Origin of the sequence: Nonomuraea sp. NPDC049758 (assembly GCF_040674635.1) — a bacterium.
GTDB lineage: Bacteria > Actinomycetota > Actinomycetes > Streptosporangiales > Streptosporangiaceae > Nonomuraea.
The window spans coordinates 46,796-69,393 of sequence record NZ_JBFAMZ010000026.1 but is presented as its reverse complement, the minus strand read 5'-3'; the positions used below and the strand labels follow the sequence as shown (position 1 = coordinate 69,393).

The window sequence follows — 22,598 nt, the reverse complement described above, 5'->3', positions numbered from 1 at the left end:
GGCCAGGACGGCGTCAGCCGGTCGGGTCCCCGAGCAGTCGTCGCAGGTCGGCGACCGGCTGGACCCCGGAGACCGGCGGACGGCCGTCGATCACCAGGCTGGGCACGCCGGTGACGCCGTGCCCGGCCGCGCGGCGCCGGTCGGCGCGCACCTGCTCGGCGTACTCGTCGCCGGCCAGGACGGCGCGCGCCTCCGCGCCGTCCAGCCCGGCCTGAGCGGCCAGCCGCCGCAGGACCTCCGCATCGGCCACGTTGAGCCCTTCGGTGTGGTACGCGTGCAGCAGCGCCTCCATCATCTCCTCGGCCCGGCCGCGGCCGGCGGCCAGCTTGACCAGCCGGTGGGCGTCGAAGGTGTTCACCGGCCGGGCCAGGTGCAGGTTCAGCTCCAGGCCCTCGGCCGCGCCCACCTCCCGGATGTGGGCGACGCGGGCGGGAGCCTGCTCGCCCCACCAGCCCGCCATGGCCTCGGCGGCGGTCGGGCCGGGGGTTCGGCCCTCGTCGGGCGCGAGTTCGTGGCTGCGCCAGACGACCTCGACGCCGTCGCGGGCGGGGTGCCCGGCCAGCGCGCGGGACAGGCGTCGCTTGCCGATGTAGCACCAGGGGCACAGCACGTCGGCGTAGATCTCGAGCTTCATGAACGTCCTGTCCTGATCGGGAAAGCGGTCGGGGGGTCAGGACATCGTGCAATCTCAACCGCGCTTGAGGTCAACCCGGCGGCGGGAGGCCGCGCCGGGAGTCCCGGCGCGGCCTTCGACGAGGGACGGGCTCAGCGTGTCGTGATCTCGCTGACGGACAGATTGCCCCAGGTGTGGTTGGCGGCATTGACGACCAGGCGCACCTGGGTGGTGGTGACCGGCGCGGGCAGCGGCACCGACCGGCGTTCGACCGTGGCGGTGTTGCTCGCCCAGCTGATGGCCGCGCCGGCCGTCCGGGTCACCCAGGCCGAGCCGTCCCAGGTCTGGACGTCGAGGGAGGCGATGCCCTGGCCCTGGCCGAAGTGGGTGGCCAGCACGACCTCGCCGACCGTCCTGGGGTTGGGGAAGGTGAGCGTGATGGTGCCCGGATAGGTGACGCCGGAGGACGGGCCGGCCCAGGTCGTGTAGTCCCAGCCGTCGGTGAGGGCGGCGGGGGTGGTGCTCTGGCCGTTGCCGAAGGAGGTGGTCACGGTCGCGGCCGGCTCGGACAGGCCCGCGCCCGCCGTCCGCTGGACGGCGCCGAGGTCGGGCATGCCCGAGGGCAGGGTCGTGCCGGAGACGTCGCGGCCGCCGTCGGAGGCGATCTCCAGGCCCTGCCGCAGGGCCGGGGACGACGCCGTCGGCAGGTAGCCGGACAGGTCGGCGAGCGTGGTGGCGACGCCCGGCGCGGTCAGCAGCGGGTTGCCGGACAGGGCCGCCCGGTCGCCGCCGGGGACCGGCCCGGAGTGGTACAGGTTGCGGTCGTACTGCACGGCGCCGCCGTCGTTGTAGGGCAGGTTGGCGCCGTTGTGGATGACGTTGTTGCGCAGCCGGATGTTGCTCACCGAGCTGCTCCACACCTTCACCAGGCTGAACGAGGCCCGGTCCGGATGGTTCTGGATGAAGGGCGTCAGCGGGACCCAGATGGTGTTGTTGTAGGCGTCGATGTTCCTGGTGTTGGTGGAGAAGGCGAAGACCTGGTTGGCGTCGTTCTGGCTGACGTTGTAGCGGATGGTGGCCTCGGCCGGTCCGGTGCCCGTTGAGACGGCGATGAAGAAGCCGCCCTCGTTGTCGTGGCTGAAGTTGTACTGGACCAGGCTGCGGTGGACGGAGGCGTCGGCGTCGAAGGCGTTGCCGTCGCTGGCCAGGCCCCAGTACTTCGTGCCGGACACCTCGTTGAACTGGACGACGGTGTCGTCGGCCCCGGCCCACCAGATGCCGACGTTGCCGTGGTTCTGGGCGGTTCTGGCGACCCGGTTGCGTTCGATGAGCGCGCCCTGGGCCTGCATGACGGTGATGCCGCCCGCCGAGATGTCGTGCACGTCGTTGCCGCGGACGACGACGCCCGTGCTCGGCGTCCAGGGCCGGTAGTCGGCGGCGGGGATGCCCATGAGGTCGCTCCACAGGGACGTCCAGCCTTCGCGCTGCATCCACTGCGACCAGGTGACGATCCCGTACGAGCGGGAGTCGGCGACCTCGTTGCCCTCGATGAGCAGGTCCTGGTAGTAGGTGGCGGTGTTCTTGCCCAGCGCGCTGACGATGATCCCGCCCGCCGACGGGTTGGAGGACTGCGAACCGGAGGCGGCGCCCTGGATGGCGTGCACGTAGTTGCCGCGCACGGTGATCCGGGGGACGGCGCCGAGGTCGGTCGCGGTGACCGCGATGCCGATGCGCGGCGTGCTCCCCGACCCGGTGTTGGTCACCTCGAAGCCGTCCAGGACGACGTCGTGCAGGTCGGCGAGCTTGACGGTCGCGTCCACGACGCCGCCGCCGGCGATGGACGGCCGGGCGCCGGCGCCGTAGGAGGTGAAGGTGACCGGGCTGCCGGCCGAGCCGGAGCCGCGCGGCGCGAGCCGCCCGGTCCACTGCCCGCCGGCCTTGAAGCGGACGGTGTCGCCGGGCTGGAAGGTCTGGGCGTTGACCTTGTCCAGGGTCCGCCACGCGGTGGACGGGGAGTGCCCGTCGGCCGAGTCATTGCCTGCGGGGTCGACGTAGTAGGAGGTGGCGGCGTAGGCCGGGGCAGGCGCGGCCACGAAGGTCAGGACCAGCGCGGCGCACGGTAAGAGAACTCGGAACACGGCAACTCCTTGGGAGGTGACGGTCGGGCGCCCGAGTTACTAATTAATCAAGGTTTAATATCTTGCCTGAAGAGGGTCAGGTCAAGAGGGAGATCCACGTCGTAGAGAAGCTCGTCCACGTGGTTGAGCGCGTGCCGGACCGCGCCGAGCACGACGGCCTGATCGGCGAGGGTGGAGATCTCCAGGGCGGGCGGTTCGAGGCAGAGCGGGTCCAGGTGCCGGCGCAGCGGCTCCATGAGCACGTCGCCCGAGCGCGAGACGCCGCCGCCCACCACCACCAGGTCGGGGTCCACGGTCAGCACGATGGCGGCGATGCCCTCGGCCAGGTCGTGCGCGTACTGCTCGACCGCCCACCGGGCGGCGGGGTCGCCGTCCCTGGCCGCGGCGAAGACCAGCCCGGCCACCTCCTCCGGCGCGGCGCCGGGGGCGAAGCGCGCCAGGTGGTCGGGGGCGCGGTGCCAGCCGACCAGGTGCAGCGCGCCGATCTCGCCCGCCATGCCGCGCCCGCCGCGGTGCAGCTCGCCGCGCACCAGGATGCCGGCGCCGGTGCGCACGCCCGACAGCACGAACACCACGTCGTCCACCTCGCGGGCCACCCCGGCCCACCGTTCGGCCAGGGCGGCCAGGTTGCAGTCGTTCTCCACCAGGATCCGGCAGGGGTAGTCGCGGCCCACCTCGGCGGCCAGGTCCAGGCCCGTCCACTCGGGCAGCCCCACGCACAGGCGGACCGTCCCGGACGGGCTCACCACGCCGGTGGTGCCCACGGCCACCGACAACACCTGGTCGGCGGTGACGCCGGCCTCCGCCAGCGCGGCCGCCATCGTCGCGCGGACGGCCGCCAGCCGCTCGGCCCTGCCGTAGTCGGCCTGCACGCGGGTGAAGCCGAGGCCGACGGGCTCGCCCTCCAGATCGGTCACCTGGGCGCGCACGCTTGAGGAGCCGATGTCGACGCCGACGACGTAGCCGGTCGTGGCCCGGAACCGGTAGAGGCGGGCCGGCCGGCCCATCTGACCGGCCTCGGGGGCGACCTCCTCCAGCCATCCGTGTCCGTGCAGCTCCTCGACCAGGCCCTCCACGGTCGGCCTGGACAGCCCGGCGCGGCGGGCCAGGTCGGTGAGCGGGACGACGCCCGCCGCGCGGATCGCCCGCAGCGTCGCGATCATGTTGATCCGCCGCAAGCGATGTGCGTCGCTTCCTTGGAGCGCGACCTTCCGCATGGACCCCCCTTGACAGTGCTGCCTGGCGACCAATACAAACAGGGACTAATAAAAACAGCTTTAATTACTAAGTGGCAAACCGGAAGGACATCGATGTCGGAACCCGTCGTCACGCTCGCCGTCGCGGGCGCGGGGCTGCGGAGCACGCTGTACGCCCGCCGGGCCCTGACGACCGGCCGCGCGAGGATCGTGGCCGTCGCCGAGCCTGATCCGCGACGCCGCGCCGCCTTCGCCGCCGAGCACGGCATCGCGCCCGGCAACGTCTTCGCCGACTGGGCCGACCTCGTCGCGGCGGGCCGGCTGGCCGACGCCATGATCATCGGCACCCAGGACCGGATGCACGCCGAGCCCGCCGTCGCCGCGGCCGACCTCGGCTACCACATCCTGCTGGAGAAGCCGATGGCCCCGACCGAGGAGGAGGCCGCGCGCATCACCGAGGCCGCCGAGCGCAACGGGGTCATCCTGGCCGTCTGCCACGTCATGCGGTACACCGACTACACGCGGGCCCTCAAGTCGCTCGTCGACCGGGGCGCCATCGGCCAGATCATGAACATCCAGCACCTGGAGCAGGTCGGCTGGTGGCACCAGGCGCACTCCTTCGTCCGCGGGAACTGGCGCAACGAGGCGGAGTCGGCTCCGCTGCTGCTGGCCAAGGCCTGCCACGACCTCGACTGGATGGCCTACATCAAGGGCAGTCTGCCGCACCGGGTGTCCTCCTTCGGCGATCTCGTCTATTTCCGCGAGGAGCAGGCCCCGGCCGGCGCCACGGCCAACTGCCTCGACTGCCCGGTGGAGGCCACCTGCCCGTACTCGGCCAAGCGGCTCTACCTGGGCTGCCTGGGCGACCCGGACAAGGAGTGGTGGCCGCTGTCGGCGGTCACCGCCGACCACACGGAGCGGGGCGTGCTGACCGCGCTGCGCGAGGGCCCGTACGGCAGGTGCGTGTTCGCCTGCGACAACGACGTGGTCGACAGCCAGGTGGTGAACCTGGAGTTCGCCGACGGCGCCACCGCCTCGCTCACCGTCACCGCCTTCGCCGCCCTGGAGCACCGCAAGACCCGGATCTTCGGCACGCACGGCTCCATCGAGGGCGACGGCGTGCGCCTGCGCCTGCACGACTTCCTCACCGACCGGATCACCGAGATCGACACCCGGACCGGCGCCGGGGCCTCGATGGCCGGCGGCCACGGAGGCGGCGACGACGGCCTGATGGACGCCTTCCTCGACGCCGTGGCCTGCGGCGACCCGGCGATGATCCGTTCCAGCGGTCACGAGAGTTTGGCCACGCACCGCGTGGTCTGGGCGGCCGAGCGCGCCCGCCTGTCCGGCACGGTGATCACTCTCGCCGAGCCCTCCCCCCTTGAAAGGTGACAACCATGACCAACGTCCTCTCCCGGACGGCCGCGCTGGTGGCGGTCGGCGCGCTCGCGTTCGGTGTGACCGCGTGCGGCAACAAGAACAGCGGCGGCCCGGCCGGGCAGGCCGAGCAGAAGTCCCTCGTCTACCGCTCCTCCTGGGGCGAGCAGGAGCCGCAGGCCAAGATCTTCAAGGCGATTCTGGACGACTTCGCCAAGCAGAACAACGTCAAGGTGGACGCGAAGTTCGTCGGCCGCAAGGGCACCGAGAACCTGCCCACCGAGATGGCCGCCGGCCAGGGCCCCGACCTGTTCGACGTCGCGACCGACAACCTGCCGGGCTGGCGGGCCCAGAACCTGAACGCACCGCTGGACGACCTGCTCACCAAGCAGGTGCCCGGCGAGGGCAAGACCGTCGGCGACGTGCTGCCCGACTCGGTCCGGCAGGCCGCCTCCGACGACAAGGGGCTGGGCTTCCTCCCGCACACCGTGATCTCCACCGCCGTCTGGTACGACGCCGCCAAGCGCCCCGAGCTGGCCGACAACCCGCCGCGCAGCTGGGCGGACCTGATCGCCTTCCTCGACAAGGAGAAGGCCGCCGGCCGGACCGGCATCGGCCAGGACGGCACCATCCCCTTCTACAACGTCTACTGGTTCTACTCGGCCCTGGTCCGCGCCAACGGCGCCGGCAGCCTGCTGGCGCTGTCGAAGGACGCCGCCGCCTGGGACAAGCCCGAGGTGCTGGCCGCCGCCAAGCAGGTCGAGCAGCTCACCAAGGGCGGCTACTTCCAGAAGGACCACATGGCCACCAAGTACCCGGCCGCGCAGGACGACTGGGCGCAGGGCAACTCCGCCCTGAACATCAACGGCACCTGGCTGGCCAGCGAGGTCAAGGCGAAGACCCCGCCCGGCGCCAAGATCCGCTCCTTCCAGCTCCCGGTCGGCGGCAAGGACTCCGTCGAGGTCGGCGCGCTCGGCTGGGGCGTCAACGTCAAGGGCAAGAACGTGGAGACGGCCAAGGAGTTCCTGGCCTTCGCGCTGCAGAGCAAGTACCTGAGCCGCATCTCCACCGAGGCGCTCAACATCCCCTCGCGCCCCGACATCCCCGCCCCCGACTTCCTGGCCGACGTGCAGAAGGCGATCGCCGAGGCACCCGCCGTGCACAAGACCTACGACACCCTGGCCGCCGACAAGGCGTACTGGGTGGACCTCCTGCTGCCCCTGGACGACCAGCTGCTGGCGGGCAAGATCGACGCCGCCGAGTTCGTCGCGCAGGGCAAGAAGAAGACCGCCGACCACCTCGCGAACAAGGGCTGACATGGCATACGGCTCCCTCGTTGCGGAGACGGCGCTCCCGTCGCGGGATCCGTACCGCGGCAAGATCCTGCGGCCGGCGCGGGAACGGGCCTTCTGGCCCTTCCTGCTGCCCGCGCTCGTGCTCTACACGCTGCTGTTCGTGCTGCCCTCCTTCTACGGCGTGTGGGTCAGCCTGTACCGCTGGGCCGGTCCGGGCGCCGAGATGGAGTGGCGCGGCCTGCGCAACTACCAGGCGCTGCTGCGCAACGACGCGTTCCTGCAGTCGTTCGCCAACACCTTCCTCCTGGCGGTCGCGGGCGGCGCGCTGGTCTTCGGGATCACGTTCCTGTCGATGATGGCGCTGCGCCACCTGAAGGGACGGGCCTTCATCCGGTCCGTCGTCTTCCTGCCGATGATCATCTCGGCGATCGCGGTCGGCGCCGCGGTCGGGTTCCTGCTCAACCCCGGCGGCGTCGTCAACCAGGTGCTGGGCTGGGCGGGCATCGACGGGCTCCCCTGGCTCGGCCCCGACCTGGTCTTCCGGTGCGTCATCGGCGGGCTGGTCTGGTCCTCCACCGGCTTCTACATCGCGCTGATGATGTCGGCCGTGGACGGCATCCCGCCCCACCTGTACGAGGACGCGGTGCTCGGCGGCGCGACCAAGTGGGAGCAGTTCCGCCACATCACGCTGCCGCTCACCTGGGACGTGTTCGCGGTCGCCGCCGTGTTGTGGGTGGTCAACAGCCTCAAGGTGTTCGAGATCGTGATCGCCTTCACCACCGGCGGCACGCCCGGCGCCCCGCCGCTGCAGGCCAGGACCGTGGCCGTGCAGCAGTACACGGTGATCACCGGGGGCGGCGTGCCCGAACTGGGGTCCGGCGCCGCGATGGGGGTGGTGGTGACCCTGATCACCATCGTGCTGATCGTCCTGGTGCGCCGCATCACCCGCCGAGAGAGCGTGGAGCTGTCATGACGACCGTCCCGGTGAGGCGTCCGCTGGCCCGGCTGCTGGGCGACCTGCTGCTGCCCCGGCTGACCGCCGTCGCCCTGTGGGCGTGGGTGGCCTTCAACCTGGCCCTGGTCGCCTGGGTCGGCCTGCAGTCGCTGAAGTCCTCCGGCGAGGTGTGGCTGCACCCGTTCGCGCTGCCCGACTCCCCCGCCTGGGAGAACTACGACTCGGCCTGGCAGGCCGGCCAGTTCTCGATCGCCGCGCTCAACAGCGTCGCGCTGACCGCGCTGGGCGCGTTCCTCATCGTCGCGATCGCGGCGCCCGCCGCCTACGCGCTGTCGCGGTCGTCGCGGCGGATCGCCGGGCCGATCACCGGGTTCTTCGCCGTCGGCCTGAGCATCCCGCTGCAGACCATGGCGATCCCGATCGTGGTGGCCAAGCTGTCGGTCTACACGTTCATGGAGGACTGGGTCACCGGCTGGTGGGACAACCGCATCACGCTGCTGGTGTTCGAGGTCGTCCTGTCGCTGCCGTTCGCGGTGTTCGTCCTGACCGGCTACTTCCGGTCGCTGCCCAGGGAGGTCGAGGAGGCCGCCGAGCTCGACGGCGCCGGGCCGCTGACGGCGTTCGTCCGCGTGATCGCGCCGCTGGCCCGTCCGGGCCTGACCACCGTGCTCGTGCTCAACGTGATCGGCCTGTGGAACTCCACCCTGCTGGTCCTGCTCATCACCCCGCTGCCCGAGGAGCGCACGCTCCCGGCGGCCCTGCTCAACCTGTACTCGACCATGCAGTACAGCTCCGACTGGGGCGGCCTGTTCGCCGGGATCGTGATCCTCATCTATCCGATGGTCATCCTCTACATCTGGCTCGGCCGGCGGGTCGTCGAAGGCATGACGGCCGGTATCGGCAAATGACCTGGAAAGGACGCCCGCTCTTGCGCGTCATCGTCACCGCTTTAACGCTGTTCGCCGGACTCCTGGCCGCCACCCCCGCGCAGGCCGAGACCGGCACCACCTACTACGTCGACGCCTCGGCCGGTAATGACGCCGCCGACGGGTCGAGCCCGGCCACCGCCTGGCGGAGCCTGGACAAGGCGAGCGAGCTGCGGCTCGGCCCCGGCGACCGGCTGCTGTTCCGGGCCGGGCAGCGCTGGACCGGCCGGCTCACCCTGAAGGGCGCCGGCGCGCCCGGCGACCCGGCGACGGTCGGCTCCTACGGCCAGGGCGCCAAGCCGCTGATCGAGGGCGGCGGGCTCGACGGCGCCGCCGTCACGATCGCCGACGTGCACGACTTCGTCGTGGACGGCCTCCAGGTGACCAACAGCGACGGCCGGGCCGTCTACCGCACCGGCGTCAACCTGTACGCCAAGGACTCCGGCAAGCTGGCGAACGTCACCCTGCGCAACCTCGACATCCACGACGTGGACGGCGCGGGCGGTCACAGCGTCGCCACCGCCGGGCTGCTGATCTCGATCAGGGGCAACCGGACGCCGACCTGGTTCGACCGGCTGGTCATCGAGGACAACGAGATCTCCAAGATCGGCTCCTACGGGATCATCATGTGGTCCACCTGGTCCCGCCGCAACGGCATGACCAGCCTCTACCCGGTCGAGACCGGCATCCCCGACAGCGAGGTGGTCGCCTGGACGCCGAGCACGGGCGTCGCCATCCGCGGCAACCACGTCCATGACGTGACCGGCGGCGGCATCACCCCGATGCACACCAAGGGCGCGCTGGTCGAGGGCAACAGGGTCGAGCGGGCGGTGACCGGCCGCACCAAGCCGACCGGCGGCAACGTCGGCATCTGGTGGCAGGGCAACGACGACCTCGTCGTCCAGCGCAACGAGGTCAGCGGCACCGGGTTCAACGGGCCGGGCTCCGACGGGCACGGCTTCGACTCCGACGCCGACAACAACCGCAGCGTCGTGCAGTACAACTACAGCCACCACAACGACGGCGGCTTCTTCATCGCGGTGTCCTTCGCCGGCGCGCCCACCCGCGACACCGTGGTCCGCTACAACGTCAGCGAGAGCGACGGCTACGAGGTGTTCGGGCTGTCCACCGCCACCCACGGCACCGACATCCACCACAACACCGTCTACGCCGACGGCCGGGTGGTCGAGGTCGAGCCGCCGCTGGCCGGGGCCGGCAAGTACCCCCTGGGCAAGGTCGTGCGGATCTACAACGACGCCGCGGGCGTCACGGTGCGCGACAACGTGTTCCTCAACGCGGCCGGCGCCGGGTTCGACGGCAAGAACGGCGCGATCTACGACCACAACCTGTACTGGGGCACGCCGCAGCCGCCGACGGGGCCCGACCACAAGGCGATCGTGGCCGACCCCCGGCTGGCCTCGCCCGGCTCCGGCGGCCTGGCCGGTTACCGCCCGCTCGACGGCTCGCCGGTGTTCGACGCGGGCGTGAGCGTGCCCGCCGTCTCCGACCTGGCCGGCACGCCCGTCCCGGACGCGGCGCCCGACCTCGGGGCCTACCAGCGGGCCGTCCCGCTCCCCGAAGTGAGCAGCACGTTCACGCCCAAGGGCCAGCTGGAGCGGCTGGCCGACCGTGACCCGGACACCTTCTGGCAGAGCGTGCCCAAGCCGCGGTTCCCCGGCACCGTCGACCTGACCTACGCCGTGCCGCGCACCTTCGGCCGCGTCGAGGTGAGCGGCTCGCCGGACATCGCGTTCGACGTCCAGACCTCCGCGGACGGCCGTACCTGGCAGACCAGGGCGAGCGGCGCGAAGCAGGCGGTGACGCTGCCCGAGGAGGTCACCACCCGCCGGGTGCGGCTGGTCGTCACCGGCGAGGGCCGCTTCCGGATCGGCGAGGTGCGGCTGAGCGTGCCCGCCGCGACCGAGCCGTACCTGCCGCCCGGCGGCGTGCCGGTGGCCACCTCGTCGTTCGTGTCGGCGTCGGCGCTGGAGAACCTGATCGACGGCGACCCCGGCACGCCGTGGGCCTCGGCCTCGACCGGGGTGACCTTCCCCGGCGACATCACCGTCGACTACCGCACGCCGCGGACCGTCTCAGAGGTCACCCTGCACACCGCCTGGGCCAAGGGCCAGGGCATCACGGACGTCTCGCTCCAGACCTGGGACGGCGACTCCTGGGTCACCCGGGTCGACCACCATCTCATCGACTGGCCGTCCAGCAGCGCCACCGTCGAGACCAGCACGATGCGGCTGCCCGCGCCGGTGTCCACGCAGAAGATCCGGCTGATCGTCCACAAGGCGAACCTCGAATGGGGCAACCTCGCCCTCTACGAGATCGTCACCCGCTGACCAGATCAGGAGAATGAAGGCATGACTCAGGTGCTGTCGGGAGCGATGCATTACTTCCGGGTCCTTCCGGAGCAGTGGCGGCAGCGCCTGGCCATGCTGCGGGCCATGGGCCTGGACACCGTCGAGACGTACGTGGCCTGGAACCTGCACGAGCCGCGGCCCGGCCACTTCGACTTCACCGGCCGGGCCGACCTGGGCCGCTTCCTGGACCTGGCGGCCGAGGAGGGGCTGCGGGCGATCGTGCGGCCGGGGCCCTACATCTGCGCCGAATGGGACAACGGCGGCCTGCCCTGGTGGCTGCTCGCCGACCGGGACGCCCCGCTGCGCTGCCACGACGAGACCTTCCTCGGCCACGTCGGGCGCTTCTTCGACGAGGTGATCCCGATCGTCGCCGCCCGGCAGGTCACCCGCGGCGGCAACGTGATCATGGTCCAGGTCGAGAACGAGTACGGCTCCTACGGCTCCGACCGGCGCTACCTGGCCCGGCTGGCCGACGGGCTGCGGGAGCGCGGCCTGGACGTCCCGCTGTTCACCTCGGACGGCGCGATCGACCACATGCTCTCCGGCGGAACCCTGCCGGGCGTGCGGGCGACGGTGAACTTCGGCTCCGACCCCGAAGGCTCCTTCGCCGAGCTGGCCCGCTTCCGGCCCGAGGACCCGCCGGCGTGCATGGAGTTCTGGAACGGCTGGTTCGACCACTGGGGCGACACCCACACCACCCGGGACGCCGCCGAGGTGGCCGGCATCCTGGAGCGCATGCTCGCCGCGGGCGCGTCGGTCAACCTCTACATGGCCCACGGCGGCACCAACTTCGGCACCTGGGCCGGCGCCAACCTGGGCGGCGACCTGCAGGACGGCGATTACCAGCCGACCGTCACCTCCTACGACTACGACGCCCCGATCGACGAGCGGGGCGCGCCGACCGAGAAGTTCTGGGCCTTCAGGAAGGTGCTGGCCGCCCACCGGGAGGGCCAGGTGCCCGAGCCGGAGCCGCTGCCGCCGACCCTGCCGCCCGGCGCCGTCGAGCTGACGCAGTCGTTGCGGCTGTTCGACGCGCTCCCGCCGGTCGCGGCCCGCTCGGCGCGCCCGCCGACGTTCGAGGAGCTCGGGCTGGCCCACGGCCTGGTGCTGTACCGGGCCACCGTGCACGGGCCGCGGGGTCCGTACGAGCTGCACGTCGACGGCCTGGCCGACCGGGCCCACCTGTTCGTGGACGGCGAGCCGGTGGCGGTGCTCGAACGGGACCGGCCGGCCGGCGTGCCCGTCGCGGTGCCCGGCCCGTCGGCGGTGGTGGAGCTGCTGGTCGAGTCGATGGGCCGGGTCAACTACGGCCCCCGGCTGGGCGACCGCAAGGGCATCGTCGGCGGCGTGCGGCACGAGCGGCAGTACGTGCACGACTGGGAGGCCGTGCCCATCCCGCTGGACGACGTGTCCGGGCTGCCGTGGGGCCGTACCGGCGCGACGACCGGGCCGGTCTTCCACCGCGGCACGCTCACCGTGGCCGAGCCGCGCGACGCCTACCTGGCCCTGCCCGGCTGGACCAAGGGGTACGTCTGGGTCAACGGATTCTGCCTGGGCCGCTACTGGGACCGGGGCCCCCAGCGCACCCTCTACCTGCCCTGGCCGCTGCTGCGGGCGGGCGGCAACGAGCTGGTCGTCCTCGAACTGGACGGCTGCCGGGAGCCGGTCGTGGAGATCCGCGAGGAGGCCGGCCTTGGCTAACCCGTGCCCGGTCGTCGTGCCCCGCCTGCAGCAGTGGGACGGCGGCGCCGGCGTCCTCCCCCGGGCCGTGCTGGCCAGGGTCGTGAGCGACGAGATCGCCCTGCGTGACCGGCTCGTCCGGGAGATCGGGCAGGTCACCGGCCTGCCCGTGGCCGCGGCCGGTGGGCCGGCGGGCGCCGGTGACGTCGTCCTGACGCTCGACCCGGCGCTGACGTGCGAGGCGGGCGGCGCCCGCTTCGCCGAGGAGGGCTACCTGCTCGCCGTCACCGGCGAGCAGGTCCGGATCTCCGCGCCCACGCCCACCGGCCTGTTCTACGGCACGCGCAGCCTGCTGCAGATCCTGCGCACCACCGCCGAGCTGCCGGTGGGCGCCGCCGCCGACTGGCCCGACTACCCGGTGCGCGGCTTCATGCTGGACGTGGGCCGCCGCTTCTTCACGCCGGGCTTCATCCGCGAGCAGCTGGCCGTCATGGGCTGGTTCAAGCTCAACGAGCTGCAGCTCCACCTCAACGACAACGGCTTCCTGGCCCCGGACGGAACCTGGGCGCAGGTGCAGGCGGGCTTCCGCCTGGTGCCGGAGGACCCCGCGCTGGCCGGGCTGGCCTCGGCCGACGGCGCCTACGACCGGGCGGACTGGGACTCCTTCGAGGAGGCGGCGGCGGCCGAAGGCGTCACCCTCGTCCCCGAGATCGACGCGCCCGCCCACTCTCTGGCGTTCGTCCGGTTCCGTCCCTCGCTCGGGCTGGGCGACGACCACCTGGACCTGTCGAAGCCGGAGGCCACGCAGTTCGTCAAGGACGTGTTCACCGAGTTCGTCCCCTGGTTCCGCGGCCCGCACGCGCACTTCGGCGCCGACGAGTACCTGGCCGACGAGCCGCGCTACCGGGAGTTCTTCAACGCGATGGCGGCCCACCTGCGGGCGCTGGGCAAACGTCCGCGCGCGTGGGGCAGCCTGACCAGGATGGCGGGCGGCGTCCCCGAGGGCTACGACCGGGACGTGGTGATCAACTGCTGGGCCACCGTCTGGTACGGCCCGCACGAGGCCGGGCGGGACGGCTACTCCTTCGTCAACACCAGCGACTCCCTGCTGTACATCGTCCCGGCCGCCACCTACTACCACCCCGACGGCCTGGACGGCGAGTACCTGTACGACCACTGGGCGCCGCACGTCTTCCCCGACGGCCAGAGCGTGGCCCCCGGCGATCCGCGGCTGCTGGGCGCCATGTCGGCGGTGTGGAACGACATCACCGCGGCGCCCTACACCGAGGACGACGTGCGCGACCTGGTCGAGCCCACCTTCGCCGTGCTGGCCCAGAAGATGTGGAGCGGCGCGGGCGGTATGCCGTACGACGCCTTCATGGACGCCGTGCGGGAGGCCGGCGGGCCGGCGCGCCCGTAGCGGCTCCGCTCACCACGTCAGGCCGGCCGGGATGAGCTTCCTGATGCCCGCGACCGGCAGGACGGTCAGGAACGACGCCACCGCCCCGATCCACATGGCGGCGGCGATCCCGAACCTGGCCCCGAGCCAGCCGGCGAGCAGGCCGCCGATCGGCAGCGTGCCCCACACGAAGAAGCGCACGGTGGCGGTCATCCGGCCGAGCAGGTGTCTCGGGCTCAGCACCTGCCGGAGGCTGACCTGGGTGATGGTGAAGACGAGCGCCGACGCCATCAGCCCGGCCACGATCAGCCGTCCGCCGTCGACCCGCCGCCGCAGCAGGGGCGTCACCGCGGCGCCGGCGACGCCGCCGACCGAGCCGGCCGTCATCACGATGCCGAGCACGAAGGCGTCCATGCCCAGGTTCCTGAGCACCAGCAGCCTCCCCGACCTCGGACAGCAGCCGGCGGCGCGCGCCGGAGGGCCGCCGGGAGCCGCGCTCCGGCTCGGCGTCGCGGGTGAGCGCGAGTGCCAGGAGGCTCACCAGGTAGGAGCAGGCATCGGCGAACAGCACGACCGGGACGCTGACGAACCGGGTGAGCAGCCCCGCCAGTGAGGGCCCGAGACTGGTGGCCACCTGGGCGGTCGTCTCGAGCCTGGCGTTGGCCTTGCTGATCTCGTGATCGGGCACCAGGACGGGCACGTACGACTGGTAGGCGACGTTGAAGAACACCGTGCAGACGCCGATGACGGTGGCGACCACGTACAGCACCCAGATGCTGAGTGTGCCGGTGAGCCACGCGGCGGGGTGACGCGCCGTCGCGGGCGAACTCGCACACGAACCCCAGGGACTCCGCGACGAGGCCGAGCAGGGAGTCGAGGTCGTTCGCGCTGCCCACCGGGACCGCGACGGCTCGGCGGGGGCCTCGTTCTGGGGTGGGGCGTGGTGCATGCTGCTCTCTCTCTGGAGGGGTCGCGGGTAGTTCGCCCCCACGTCCCCGCCGGAGTCGACACGCCCCCTCCGGGGCGGGCTCCCTCAGGGGTGGACGGCGGGCACGATGCGCCAGTCGCGCTGGAAGACGAGGTTGTGCAGGTCGGCGGCGGCGATGGCGCGCAGGACGGGGACGAGCTCCGCCGCCTGCTCCGCGTCCGCAACGTTGAGCGGCCACTCCCCCACGGTGGCGCCCCGCAGGTGCGGATGGTGGAATCCGGCGCCGTAGTGGGCGGTCAGGGTGATCGGCGCGAGGCCCGCCGCCCGCTGCGCCGGCCACGACAGCGTCCAGACGGCGAAGCTGCCGCCCGCGGCGTCGGCCCGCGTGCCGGTGGCCTCGACGGTGCCGGCGCCGAGCACGAGGTGCCGGTCGAACTCGGCCAGCACCTGCCGTGCGGGCGCGTCGAGAAGTTCGACGGCCCGCCGGAAGGCGTCCTGCTTGCCCTGGCGGGTGACGTGCCCGGCGTGGGTGCCGTCGCGCAGGTCGGCGAAGTGGCGGACGAGCGCCTCAAGGGGAGCGGGGGGAACGTTCATCGGTGGTCCTCTCGATGGTCGGACGGGTCCGGCCCGCGCAGAGCCCGCGCGAGCAGCCGGAGAAGGGGACGGCCGGGACGCAGCACGTCGCCGTGGACGGCGCCCGGCGGGCGGAGCAGCCGCGCCGGGACACCGTCCGCGCGCAGCCGTCGCGCGTAGGACTCGACGTCGTCGTGCACGGGGTCGTCGCGGCCGACGGCGAGCACGGCGGGGGCCACCCCGGCCAGGGTGGGCGCCTCCCAGTGCGTGGTGTACAGGCGGGTGCCGTCGGCGTCGCGGACGGCGGCCGGCCGGTCGCCGCGCCAGGCGCGCCAGGCCCGGCGCAGCGGTTCCGCCTGCGGGAACGCCGACGGCGAGCGCTGGTAGGACGCGCCGGCGCAGGCGGGGTCGAACGGCGGGTAGGCCAGCACCTGAGCGGCCAACGGCAGGCCGCGGTCGCGGGCGGCCAGGGCGGCGACGGCGGCGAGCGTGCCGCCCGCGCTGTCGCCGCCCACCGCGAGCGGGATCCCGGCCGCCCGGCCGTGGGCCCAGGCGAGGGCGGCGAGGACGTCCCGCACGGCGCCGGGGTGGCGGTGGCGCGGCGCGAGCCGGTAGTCGACGCTGATCACCGTCCAGCCGGACCAGGCGGCCAGGGCCGCGGTGGCGTCGTGCCAGCCGGCGGCCGAGCCGCGCTGCCAGCTGCCGCCGTGCGCCCAGACCAGCAGCCCGGCGGGCGGCGGGCCCTGCGGCCGATGGACGCGGACCGGCACGGGAGGCGAGCCGGGAAGGACGAGACGTGACCACGACGGCTCCCGGCGTCCGCCGGTCCGGGCGATCACCGCGCCACTGGGCTGAGGATCCATGAGGTGCTCCGCGACGAGAGAGGGACGGCGGGTCAGGCGTGCGCGCGGTCGCGCCGGCCGCGCAGGAAGATCGCCGCGACCAGGACGCCGAGCAGGACGAGCGCGGCGTTGACCGCGATCGCGACGGTGACGCCGTGCAGGACGGCCGCGCCGGTCACGGCCCCGGCCGTCGCGGCGGTGACGATCGCGGACATGATCGGGGTGCCCATGGTGATGCCGATCTGCTGGGACATCGAGGCCAGGCCGGTGGCCAGGCCCTGCTCGCGGTCGGGCAGGCCGGTGGTGGCGGTGACCATGAAGCCGACGATGACCAGCATGTTCCCCACGCCGCCCAGGAAGGTGGCGGGCAGCAGCAACGCCATCGAGCCCGAGGTGCCGCCGAGGAGCAGCAGCGCGCCGGTGCTGACCGCCTGCAGCAGCCCGCCGCCGACCAGCACGGTCACGGTGGAGGTGCGGGCGATCGCCTTCGGGGCGAGCAGGCCGCCGGCCACGGTGCCGAGACCGAGCACGCCGAACGACAGCCCGGCGGCCAGGGCGGTGAAGCCGAGGGTCTTCTGCAGGTAGAGGGTGAGCAGGTACACCAGGGACGTCTCGGTGACGAAGGCCAGCAGGCCGAGCAGGTTGCCCCAGGCCACGGTCGGCTTGCGCAGCACGTGCAGCGGCACGAGCGGCGCGGCGGCGCGCCGCTCGACCAGGTGGAACAGGCCGAGCAGGACGGCCCCGCCCAGCAGCCCGGTCAGGGCGAGCGGGTGGGTCCAGCCGTGCTCGCCGGCCTGCGTCAGGCCGTAGACGACGCCGAGCAGCCCGAGCGTCACGCTGAGCGCGCCGGGCAGGTCGAGCCGGGGACGGTCGGCGGGCCGGGACTCGGCGATGACGGCGGGCGCGACGATGAGCACGGCGAGGGCGACGGGCACGTTGACGAAGAACGCCCAGCGCCAGGAGAGCAGGTCGGTCAGGACGCCGCCGAGCACGGCCCCCGCGGTGAACCCGGCCGACATCAGCGCTCCGTTGAGGCCGAGCGCCTTCTGCCGCAGCGGCCCTTCGGGGAAGGACGTGGTGAGCAGGGCGAGCCCGGCCGGGGTGGCGGCGGCCGTCGCGAGGCCCTGGGCGATGCGGGCCACGATGAGGACGTCGGGGGTGGGGGCGAGCCCGCCGGCGAGCGAGGCCGCGCCGAGCAGCGCCAGGCTGCCGAGGAAGATGCGCTTGCGGCCGACCAGGTCGCCGATGCGGCCGAAGAAGAGCGTGAAACCGGCCGCGCACAGGGCGAAGGCGGTGGCGATCCACTGGAGGCCGGACAGGGAGAAGCCGAGGTCGTCGCCGATGGCGGGCAGGGCCACGTTGAGGATCGAGAAGTCGACGGCCAGCATGAACTGGGCGACCAGGAGCACCGCGAGGACGAGGCGCAGGCGGCCGGTCAGGCGCCGTGGCGGAGCCTGGGCGGCGGACGTGGGCAGGGGTGTGGTGGTGGTCATGGCAGGGCTTTCTCTCGGGCGTGCCGGTCGGCACGCCGCCACAAACGGTTCTTTAGTTCCGTTAAGATGCGAGAACAGTAGCACCGGAACCGGCGTTAAGGGAACTATGGTTCCGATAAGGGTTCGAGCGAGGAGGAGTCCGTATGGCCGCCGTGCCACCGCCGGGTGCCGTCCGTCCTGGTGGGCGTACCGCCCGCGTCCGCGAGGCCGTTCTGCGGGCCGCCGGCGACACCCTGGTCGAGAAGGGCTTCGCCGGGCTCGATCTGGCCGACATCGCCCGCCTCGCGGAGGTCGGCAAGACCACCGTCTACCGCCGCTGGGGCACGCCCGGCGCGCTCGCCGCCGACCTCCTCAAGGACATGGCGGAGACCTCGCTGCCCCGCGCCCGCAACGGCGACGTGCGGGCCGACCTGCGCGACAACGCCCGCCTGGTGGTGAAGACCCTCACCGATCCCCGCCAGGGACGCCTGTTCAGGGCGCTGATCGCCGCCTCGCTCTGCGACGGGGAGGCCGCCCGGGCGCTGCACCGCTTCTACGCCGTCCGCATCGAGGAGTGGGCCGGCTGCGTCACCGACGCGATCGGGCGCGGCGAGCTGCCACCCGGCACCGACCCGCGCCGGGTGATCGCCGCCGTGTCCGCGCCCCTGTACTACGCCCTGCTCAACACCGGAGAGTCCCTCGACGAGGCCGCCGCCGACCGGGCCGCCGCGGCGGCGCTGGCCGCGGCCCGCGCCGGAGCCCTGTGAGCCCTGTCAGATCTTGAGCTCGGCGTAGACGGTGTCGAGGAGCCGAGCACCGCCGTCAGGTGGGCGATGAGGAAGGTGTCGTCCTGGCCCGCCGCGAACCGCACCCGGCTCGCGACGATCTCGAACCTGCGCATGAGGAACCCGGTGGCCTCCAGGCTCGTCGGCATGAAGCCCTTGTGCATCGAGGCCACCTCGGTGCGCAGCCCCGTGGCCAGGCCGTCCAGGTGCTGGGCGATGTTCTCCTCCATGCTGCGCTGCTGCACCTGGGAGCTCAGGACGGAGAACACGACGGCGAAGGCCACGGACGCGATCAGGTTGAGGCCGATCGAGGAGAGCACCGCCGCCCTGGTGAGGGCCGGGTCGAAGAACACCATGAGGACCGCGGCGAGCAGCGTCACCGCGCGCCGTCGGTGCTGTGTCGTAATCACGACATGGCAGACAAACGGCACGGGTGACACCTGGCGCGCCGCGTGTCCGATCACCCACTCTCATGTGCACTGGTTGTTGCTACGAGAGGTTTCACCCCCATGCACTGGTCCGCCCATGTGACGGTGGCAGGAGTCACCACCGCCGCCCTGTTGAGCTCCCCGTTATCGGCGGCCACGGCCGCGGCCGAGCCCGCCGGCGGGAGCGTCCACCGCGTCACGCTGATCACCGGGGACGTGGTGACCGTCAGGCAGGCCGAGCCGGGCAGGCAGGCGGTGGAGGTGAAGCCGGGGCCCGGCCGTGAGCGGATGGCGTTCAGCACCACCGAGGAGAACGGCGAGCTGCGCGTCCTGCCCAAGGACGTCGTGCCCCTCCTGGCGGCCAAGCGGCTGGACCCGGCCCTGTTCTCGGTCACCCGGCTGATCGCCCAGGGGTACGACGACGCCAGGTCGGACAAGCTGCCGCTGCTGTTCCTCTACGACGGCGCCGCGCCGAAGAGCGCGTCCGCCCCTGAGCTGGAGAGCGTCAACGGCCGGGTGGTCGCCGCCGACAAGCGCACGATCGGCGGGTTGTGGAGGTCGCTCGACGGGCAGCGGGCCACGCTGTCGCAGGGCGTGTCGAAGATCTGGCTGGACGCCAAGGTCAAGGCCACCCTCGACCACAGCGTGCCGCAGGTGGGCGCGCCGGAGGCGTGGCAGGCCGGGTTCGACGGCAAGGGCGTCAAGGTCGCCGTGCTGGACACCGGCGTCGACGCCACCCACCCCGACCTGGCCGGACGCGTCAAGCAGAGCAAGGTGTTCACCGGCGAGCCGAGCGTCCAGGACGGCAACGGGCACGGCACCCACGTCGCCGCCACCATCGCCGGCGGCGACGGCAGGAAGGGCGTCGCCCCCGGCGCCGAACTGATGGTCGGCAAGGTGCTCGGCGACGACGGCTCGGGCACCCTGTCCGGCGTCATCGAGGGCATGGAGTGGGCCGCCGCCGAAGGCGCGTCGGTGATCAGCATGAGCCTCGGCGGCGGCGCGACCGACGGCACCGACCCGCTCAGCGAGGCCGTGAACACCCTCACCGAGCGCACCGGCGCCCTGTTCGTGGTCGCGGCGGGCAACGACGGCGGGACGTACTCGATCAACACGCCCGGCGCGGCGACCTCGGCGCTGACCGTCGGCGCGGTCGACGGCAAGGACGCCCTCGCGGAGTTCTCCAGCCGCGGCCCGCGCCTGGACGACGCGCCCAAGCCCGACCTGACCGCGCCCGGCGTGGCCATCGTCGCGGCCCGCGCGGCGGGCACCAGCATGGGCGAGCCGGTGGACGAGCGTTACACGGCCGCGTCCGGCACCTCGATGGCCACGCCGCACGTGGCCGGGGCCGCCGCGATCGTCAAGCAGCGCCACCCCGCCTGGACGGCCAGGCAGATCAAGGACGCGCTGATCGGCTCGGCCAAGCCCATCCCCGGCCAGCAGATCGACGACGCCGGCGCCGGCCGCCTGGACGTGGCCCGCGCGGTGCGCCAGGGCGTGACCGCGACCGGCGTGGTCGACCTCGGCAAGCACCAGCAGGACCAGGGGCCGGCCACGGCCGAGGGCACCATCACCTACGCCAACGGCACGGCCGCCCCGGTCACGCTGCAGCTGGCCGCCACCCTCGACAAGGCCGAGCTCAGCGCCGCGTCCGTGACGGTCCCGGCGGGCGGCACCGCCGACGTCAAGGTCACGGTGGACCTGGCCGAGCTCTCCTTCGGCCGGTACGGCGGGCTGGTCACCGCCACGGCGGGCACGGAGCAGGTTCACACCACGCTGGCGCTGACCTGGAAGGGCCCGCAGCACAAGGTCCACTTCACCGCCGTGGACGCCTCGGGCCGACCGACCGGCGCCGACACGCTGTCGATGTTCGGCGCGTCGCAGCAGGACGACCTGTTCACCTGGCTGCCCCCGGAGGGGCTGACCGTGGAGGTGTCCGAGGGCACCTACATGACGCAGTCGCTCAACCTGGGCGGCGGCTGGGGCCGCACGCACCCGCGGGACGGCATGGTCGTCATCCCCGAGCTCAAGGTCGACCGCGACCTGGACGTGGTGCTGGACTTCCGCAAGACCACCCCGGTGACCATCAGAACCAAGGAACCCGCCGAACAGGTGGGCATCTACACCTACTTCACCTATCGCGCGTTCGGCTCGCGCAAGATCTCCCAGGGCGTCATGAACTTCGACGTCATCGAGGGGCTCAACGTCTCGCCGACCCAGCCCGTGCGGGACGGCTCGTTCGAGTTCGCCTCGCGCTGGCAGCTCGTCGCGCCCAAGCTCACCGTCCGCGTGCCCGGCTCGGGCGAGCCGTACCCGATGGGCTTCCTGGGCCGGTCGCCGGCCGTGGACGGGCGGCACATGTGGCGGCTCGCCGACGGGGCCGCCGGGTCCAAGGGCAAGGCCGCGGTCATCCGCAGCGAGGACATCGACTGGTCCGACCCGTCCGGGGCGGCGATCAAGGCGGGCGCGGTCGCCGTGATCCTGGTGCTCTCCCCCGACGACGCGTTCGACCACGGCTGGCGGCCGGTCGGCGCCGACCTGCCGATCCCGGCGCTGGTGGTCGCCAGCGACGACGGGCAGCGGATGCTGGAGCGGATGAAGAAGGGCAACGCCAGGCTGGAGGTCACGGGGCAGATGGACTCGCCCTACCTCTACGACGTCATGCAGGTCTCCGACGGCCGGGTGCCGGACAAGATCGTGCACGAGGTGAACGACGGCAACACCGCCCGGGTCACCACGACCTATGCCGACAACGGCGGCTTCGGCTGGGCCAAGGAGCAGCGCTTCGGCTGGCGTCCGTGGCAGTCGTACTCGCTGGGCCAGCAGATGGAGACCCAGCGGATCGTCAGGACGCCGCTGCGCCGCACCGAGTACGTCAGCGCCGACGGCTCCTACTGGCAGCACCTCGTCAACCACCAGTACGTCTGGGACGAGATGGGCCGCCTGCTCGACGGCATGACCGAGCAGCCGCGCACCTACCGGCCCGGCACGCGGATCAGCGAGAGCTGGCACGCCCCGGTGGTCCGTCCGGCGATCCCCGGCTGGCTCAAGCCGTCCACCCGGGAGGGCGACACGATGGAGATCCGCGTCCCCGAGTTCGTGGACTCCTCCGGGCACGTCTCCCGCGCGGGCGTCGACAACGACACCGCCTCGGCCCGGTTCTTCCGCGACGGCACGCTGGTGGCCGAGCGCGACGCCGCCTGGGGCGCGTTCCCCGCGGCGCCGCAGGAGGCCGCCTACCGGCTGGAGCTGTCCACCAGGCGTACCTCGGAGGAGTGGACCACGGCCACCGCGACCGAGACGGCCTGGACGTTCCGCTCCAAGCCGGGCGACCGGGTGCTGCCGCTGCTGCAGGTCGACTATGACGTGCGCCCGGAGCGCCCCGGTCTGGTGGGCTTCGCCGTACGGCATCAGGAGGGCGTGACCGGGGCGCGCGCGAAGGACCTGAAGCTGGAGCTGTCCTACGACGACGGCGCGACGTGGCGGCGGCAGCCGGTGATCCCGCTCGGCGACGGCCGCTACGACGCGATCGTGCTGCGCCCGCACCCGTCGCTGCGGGTCACCGCCACCGACTCGGCCGGCAACACGGTCCAGCAGACGGTGATCAGGGCCTACTGATCGG

Annotated in this window: 17 protein-coding genes and 1 pseudogene; 9 read left to right on the top strand and 9 right to left on the bottom strand. The window is 72.6% G+C overall.

The genetic code is table 11. The features are described from left to right. Positions 1 to 13: 13 nt before the first annotated feature. The 3 genes from AB0J46_RS44345 to AB0J46_RS44335 all read right to left on the bottom strand — a co-directional run bounded on the left by AB0J46_RS44345 (position 14) and on the right by AB0J46_RS44335 (position 3,929). On the bottom strand, positions 14 to 634 hold the full coding sequence (locus AB0J46_RS44345) for a DsbA family oxidoreductase (protein WP_364341346.1): 621 nt from the start codon (positions 632 to 634) through the stop codon (positions 14 to 16). Positions 635 to 765: 131 nt separating this feature from the next. Next, positions 766 to 2,751 carry a right-handed parallel beta-helix repeat-containing protein gene (locus tag AB0J46_RS44340; protein WP_364341344.1) on the bottom strand — a complete coding sequence of 662 codons (1,986 nt, stop codon included), beginning with the start codon at positions 2,749 to 2,751 and terminating at the stop codon, positions 766 to 768. A gap of 47 nt (positions 2,752 to 2,798) precedes the next feature. Continuing rightward, on the bottom strand, positions 2,799 to 3,929 hold the full coding sequence (locus AB0J46_RS44335; protein WP_364341342.1) for an ROK family transcriptional regulator: 1,131 nt from the start codon (positions 3,927 to 3,929) through the stop codon (positions 2,799 to 2,801). 132 nt (positions 3,930 to 4,061) lie between these two features. Between AB0J46_RS44335 and AB0J46_RS44330 the strand changes: the two genes are divergently transcribed. From AB0J46_RS44330 to AB0J46_RS44300, 7 genes are read left to right on the top strand one after another with little or no spacing between them, the layout of a single operon-like run. Beyond that, positions 4,062 to 5,339 carry a Gfo/Idh/MocA family oxidoreductase gene (locus AB0J46_RS44330; protein WP_364341340.1) on the top strand — a complete coding sequence of 426 codons (1,278 nt, stop codon included), beginning with the start codon at positions 4,062 to 4,064 and terminating at the stop codon, positions 5,337 to 5,339. A 5-nt stretch (positions 5,340 to 5,344) separates the two neighbouring features. After that, positions 5,345 to 6,640 (top strand): extracellular solute-binding protein, encoded by a 1,296-nt coding sequence (locus AB0J46_RS44325; RefSeq protein WP_364341339.1) that lies wholly within the window; start codon positions 5,345 to 5,347, stop codon positions 6,638 to 6,640. 1 nt (position 6,641) lies between these two features. Continuing rightward, the gene (locus AB0J46_RS44320; protein ID WP_364341337.1) at positions 6,642 to 7,592 is read left to right on the top strand and encodes a sugar ABC transporter permease; all 951 of its coding nucleotides are present in this window, start codon (positions 6,642 to 6,644) and stop codon (positions 7,590 to 7,592) included. After that, on the top strand, positions 7,589 to 8,482 hold the full coding sequence (locus tag AB0J46_RS44315; RefSeq protein ID WP_364341335.1) for a carbohydrate ABC transporter permease: 894 nt from the start codon (positions 7,589 to 7,591) through the stop codon (positions 8,480 to 8,482). The genes AB0J46_RS44320 and AB0J46_RS44315 overlap by 4 nt, the downstream gene beginning before the upstream one ends. 20 nt (positions 8,483 to 8,502) lie before the next feature. Next, positions 8,503 to 10,848: a discoidin domain-containing protein gene (locus AB0J46_RS44310; protein WP_364341333.1), complete on the top strand. Its 2,346-nt coding sequence runs from the start codon at positions 8,503 to 8,505 to the stop codon at positions 10,846 to 10,848. Positions 10,849 to 10,869: 21 nt separating this feature from the next. Beyond that, positions 10,870 to 12,570: a beta-galactosidase family protein gene (locus tag AB0J46_RS44305; protein ID WP_364341331.1), complete on the top strand. Its 1,701-nt coding sequence runs from the start codon at positions 10,870 to 10,872 to the stop codon at positions 12,568 to 12,570. Next, entirely contained in the window at positions 12,563 to 13,969 is a 1,407-nt protein-coding gene (locus AB0J46_RS44300) for a glycoside hydrolase family 20 protein (protein ID WP_364341329.1), read from the top strand. The genes AB0J46_RS44305 and AB0J46_RS44300 overlap by 8 nt, the downstream gene beginning before the upstream one ends. Positions 13,970 to 13,978: 9 nt before the next feature. Here the strand turns inward: AB0J46_RS44300 and AB0J46_RS44295 are convergent, their stop codons facing one another. From AB0J46_RS44295 to AB0J46_RS44275, 5 genes and pseudogenes are all read right to left on the bottom strand, one after another. Next, positions 13,979 to 14,380: a hypothetical protein gene (locus AB0J46_RS44295; RefSeq protein ID WP_364341449.1), complete on the bottom strand. Its 402-nt coding sequence runs from the start codon at positions 14,378 to 14,380 to the stop codon at positions 13,979 to 13,981. 28 nt (positions 14,381 to 14,408) lie between these two features. Beyond that, positions 14,409 to 14,897 (bottom strand): annotated as a pseudogene (locus AB0J46_RS44290) (MFS transporter); the annotation flags it as partial. 84 nt (positions 14,898 to 14,981) lie between these two features. Then, positions 14,982 to 15,470 (bottom strand): hypothetical protein, encoded by a 489-nt coding sequence (locus AB0J46_RS44285; RefSeq protein WP_364341327.1) that lies wholly within the window; start codon positions 15,468 to 15,470, stop codon positions 14,982 to 14,984. Then, positions 15,467 to 16,312: an alpha/beta hydrolase gene (locus AB0J46_RS44280; RefSeq protein ID WP_364341325.1), complete on the bottom strand. Its 846-nt coding sequence runs from the start codon at positions 16,310 to 16,312 to the stop codon at positions 15,467 to 15,469. Before AB0J46_RS44280 ends, AB0J46_RS44285 begins: the two co-directional genes overlap by 4 nt. A 32-nt stretch (positions 16,313 to 16,344) precedes the next feature. Then, positions 16,345 to 17,784, bottom strand: a complete 1,440-nt coding sequence (locus AB0J46_RS44275; RefSeq protein WP_364341324.1) for an MFS transporter — start codon at positions 17,782 to 17,784, stop codon at positions 16,345 to 16,347. 143 nt (positions 17,785 to 17,927) lie between these two features. Here AB0J46_RS44275 and AB0J46_RS44270 point away from each other — a divergent pair, with 143 nt between their 5' ends. Further along, entirely contained in the window at positions 17,928 to 18,530 is a 603-nt protein-coding gene (locus tag AB0J46_RS44270; protein WP_364341322.1) for a TetR/AcrR family transcriptional regulator C-terminal ligand-binding domain-containing protein, read from the top strand. Here AB0J46_RS44270 and AB0J46_RS44265 read toward each other — a convergent pair. Then, entirely contained in the window at positions 18,434 to 18,958 is a 525-nt protein-coding gene (locus AB0J46_RS44265) for a hypothetical protein (protein WP_364341320.1), read from the bottom strand. The genes AB0J46_RS44270 and AB0J46_RS44265 overlap by 97 nt on opposite strands. Before the next feature lie 150 nt (positions 18,959 to 19,108). Between AB0J46_RS44265 and AB0J46_RS44260 the strand changes: the two genes are divergently transcribed. Next, entirely contained in the window at positions 19,109 to 22,594 is a 3,486-nt protein-coding gene (locus AB0J46_RS44260; protein ID WP_364341318.1) for a S8 family serine peptidase, read from the top strand. The last annotated feature ends 4 nt before the right edge of the window (positions 22,595 to 22,598 follow it).

What these genes read in the sequence shown, in the direction of transcription:
- AB0J46_RS44345 (WP_364341346.1), bottom strand. Translation starts at nt 634, where the DNA reads ATGAAGCTCGAGATCTACGCCGACGTGCTGTGCCCCTGGTGCTACATC.
- AB0J46_RS44330 (WP_364341340.1), top strand. Translation starts at nt 4,062, where the DNA reads ATGTCGGAACCCGTCGTCACGCTCGCCGTCGCGGGCGCGGGGCTGCGG.
- AB0J46_RS44325 (WP_364341339.1), top strand. Translation starts at nt 5,345, where the DNA reads ATGACCAACGTCCTCTCCCGGACGGCCGCGCTGGTGGCGGTCGGCGCG.
- AB0J46_RS44320 (WP_364341337.1), top strand. Translation starts at nt 6,642, where the DNA reads ATGGCATACGGCTCCCTCGTTGCGGAGACGGCGCTCCCGTCGCGGGAT.
- AB0J46_RS44315 (WP_364341335.1), top strand. Translation starts at nt 7,589, where the DNA reads ATGACGACCGTCCCGGTGAGGCGTCCGCTGGCCCGGCTGCTGGGCGAC.
- AB0J46_RS44305 (WP_364341331.1), top strand. Translation starts at nt 10,870, where the DNA reads ATGACTCAGGTGCTGTCGGGAGCGATGCATTACTTCCGGGTCCTTCCG.
- AB0J46_RS44285 (WP_364341327.1), bottom strand. Translation starts at nt 15,470, where the DNA reads ATGAACGTTCCCCCCGCTCCCCTTGAGGCGCTCGTCCGCCACTTCGCC.
- AB0J46_RS44280 (WP_364341325.1), bottom strand. Translation starts at nt 16,312, where the DNA reads ATGGATCCTCAGCCCAGTGGCGCGGTGATCGCCCGGACCGGCGGACGC.
- AB0J46_RS44275 (WP_364341324.1), bottom strand. Translation starts at nt 17,784, where the DNA reads ATGACCACCACCACACCCCTGCCCACGTCCGCCGCCCAGGCTCCGCCA.
- AB0J46_RS44270 (WP_364341322.1), top strand. Translation starts at nt 17,928, where the DNA reads ATGGCCGCCGTGCCACCGCCGGGTGCCGTCCGTCCTGGTGGGCGTACC.